Genomic DNA, 2859 nt, shown 5'->3' with positions numbered 1-2859 from the left:
TATGGAAGATCTTTTAGCTTCTAAAAGTGAGCTGCAAGGAGTGGATCTTTCATTAAAAATAGCTGAAATCTATAGTGCTGGAGCAGCGTATGAAGAGGCTATCCCTTATTATACAGAGGCCCTTCAAAAGGAAGCTGCACCAGAGGTTCTTTTTCAGGCAGGATATGCATTTTTCCAAGTTAGACAGTATGAAACGGCTGCAAAACATTTAAATCATCTTTTAGAAATAGACCCAGATTTCTTCTCTGGCTATATGCTTTTAGCGGAAACATACGCTATGCTTGAAAAGAATGAGGAAGCACTGAGTGCTATTACAGATGGAATCGCTAGAGATGAATTTGAAAAAGAATATTATTTATTTGCAGGTAAAATTTCTCTAAAATTGGGTAGAGTGAAAGAAGCAGAAGGTTTTCTTCAGGAAGCAATAGCATTAGACCCTGAGTACATGGATGCTATTTACATACTTTCTTCCTTGTTCTCCCAGGAGGAAATGGATGAGGAATTAATTGACCTCTATGAAACCTTAAAGCAAGAGCAATTTGAGATGTCTTCTATGTATCCCCTTTTAGCCTCAGCATATGAGCGGTTAGAAATGTATGAAAAAGCATACGAATTTTATAAGCTTGCATATACTGAACATAAAGAGGATGCAGCATTTTTGGAAAAGTACTTATACTTCCTTTTAGAAGATGGTAAACGTGAAGAAGCAAGAGAAATTATTTTGATATTACAAGAGCTTCAGCCAGAAAACAGTGAATGGTTTGACATGATGGAATAATGATAGGAAGGAGAGGTTATGTGACTGCTTCTGTTTCAGTTGGTGAGAAAAAAGAATTTGTCCGTTGGTTTCTGAAAAAGTATCAAATGAAGAGAAGAGAATGTGTGTGGATTTTAAATTACTTAATAAGCCACGAAACAATGTTGAACAATGTACACTTTGTGGAGGAAGCCCATTATTGTCCAAGAGCTATGATTATGTCTGTTACTACATCCTCCGGAATACCTTTTAGATTTTATAAAGGTAGTATCATGACAGCAGATGCTGAAAAATCTTTTCACGATCTTCGCTTAAACCCAGATGAAGAGATGTATATACAATTGAACTTTCAAACACTGCCGCCAAGTCCCGAGTATTTAGCAGTATTAGAAGAAAACCCGTATATGCCCAAATATCTGCATATTAGTGAAAAAGATAAGCTAATTGCAGAGGATATTTTAACAGAAAGCTTGCAATCTTTTCAGGCCGAACAGCTAAAAAAACAGATTGATCAAGCAATTGATGATAATAATAAAGAAAAGTTTCTCGAACTTTCCGCACTATGGAAAAATCTACCGTATAGAGAAAAATAGGAGAGATAACATGCATTGGAACGGAAAAGATAGCACAGTTTTTCAAGCACAAAAAGAATATATTGATACAGCGATAGTCCCACTTATATTGATAGATGGTTCAGAGCATGGATTTCCATTTGCTGCCTCAGCTGCAGATTTTACTTTGTCGCTAGCAAATACAATTGAAAATCAGTTCAAAGGAAGGATAGTTTTATTTCCTTCCTTCTCTTATACAGGATCTCAGGACAAGCTATCATTATTAGAGGCCTGGAATGAAGAATTTAAAAAAGCTGGATTTAAACATATCTTTTACGTTACTTCTGACAGAGAGTGGAGTACAATGGGAGAGGAACAAAATGTCCTGTGGTTCCCATCAATACCACTTGATTCCATGGATCAAAAAATGAAATTATCCGTATTGGAGGATCAATTAAGACAATTAATCCCTCGTTTTGCGAATAAGTGGGCGAATTAGTGACAATATGTTTCATTATTTGTTCACAAAGTTCATAATTCGTAGCAGGAATTATTGACCTTCCTTTTTTATTGATATATCATTGAAATGTCCTAGTATTATTAATTCAAGCAAGTATGTCCATTGGACTGACCTTTAAGTTAGAGGGGGGAAAAGGATGAGTAACAATAAAGTATCAAGACGCCAATTTTTAAGTTATACATTAACAGGTGTTGGCGGATTCATGGCAGCAGGTATGCTTATGCCAATGGTACGTTTTGCAGTTGATCCTGTATTGCAAAAATCAGAAGGTGGAGATTTCGTACTGACTGAGAAGAAGATTGCAGACCTTACTGAGGTTCCTGAACGAGTAGACTTTACTTTCGAGCAGGTAGATGCCTGGTACAAGTCTGATGTAACTAGCGCTGCATGGGTTTACAAAGAAGGAGATAGCATTATTGCATTGTCTCCAGTATGTAAGCACTTAGGATGCACAGTTAACTGGGAAGGTGACCCAGCACACAAAAATCAATTTTTCTGTCCATGTCACGCAGGCCGTTACGAGAAAAACGGACAGAATGTTGCAAAAACACCACCTCTAGGTCCGTTGGATCAATTTGAAGTACGTGAAAATAACGGTTTCTTAGAAATTGGAAAAGCTATAACTAACACATTAGTTTAATGTAAGGGGGTACGACATCAGTGCTTAATAAAATCTATGATTGGGTGGATGAACGTCTTGATATTACACCTATATGGCGTGATATTGCAGACCATGAAGTACCAGAACACGTAAACCCTGCACATCATTTCTCAGCATTTGTTTATTGTTTCGGAGGATTAACATTCTTCATTACAGTTATTCAAATTCTATCTGGTATGTTTTTAACAATGTATTATGTACCGGATATCGAGAATGCATGGGAATCAGTTTACTACCTTCAAAATGAAGTAGCATTCGGTGAAATCGTGCGTGGAATGCATCACTGGGGAGCATCTCTTGTAATTGTTATGATGTTCTTACATACTTTACGTGTATTCTTTACTGGTTCTTACAAAAAACCTCGTGAACT

General features: G+C 36.8%; 4 protein-coding genes and 1 pseudogene. All 5 read left to right on the top strand.

What is annotated here, in order from left to right:
• A partial coding sequence (locus tag AC06OU_RS12565; protein WP_475856172.1) for a tetratricopeptide repeat protein occupies positions 1 to 778 on the top strand: 778 nt, incomplete at its 5' end.
• A gap of 20 nt (positions 779 to 798) precedes the next feature.
• Positions 799 to 1350 carry a ReoY family proteolytic degradation factor gene (locus tag AC06OU_RS12560; RefSeq protein ID WP_169359567.1) on the top strand — a complete coding sequence of 184 codons (552 nt, stop codon included), beginning with the start codon at positions 799 to 801 and terminating at the stop codon, positions 1348 to 1350.
• A 10-nt stretch (positions 1351 to 1360) separates the two neighbouring features.
• Positions 1361 to 1807, top strand: a complete 447-nt coding sequence (locus tag AC06OU_RS12555; protein ID WP_169359566.1) for a DUF2487 family protein — start codon at positions 1361 to 1363, stop codon at positions 1805 to 1807.
• A 157-nt stretch (positions 1808 to 1964) separates the two neighbouring features.
• Complete coding sequence (locus AC06OU_RS12550) at positions 1965 to 2468, top strand: QcrA and Rieske domain-containing protein (protein ID WP_251555915.1); 504 nt, start codon at positions 1965 to 1967, stop codon at positions 2466 to 2468.
• Between the two features lie 20 nt (positions 2469 to 2488).
• Positions 2489 to 2859, top strand: a pseudogene (gene qcrB, locus AC06OU_RS12545) (menaquinol-cytochrome c reductase cytochrome b subunit); the annotation flags it as partial.

The sequence above is a fragment of the Psychrobacillus sp. genome, assembly GCF_056205495.1.
The sequence above is the reverse complement of the archived record's forward strand: the minus strand, read 5'-3'. Positions and strand labels throughout refer to the sequence as shown.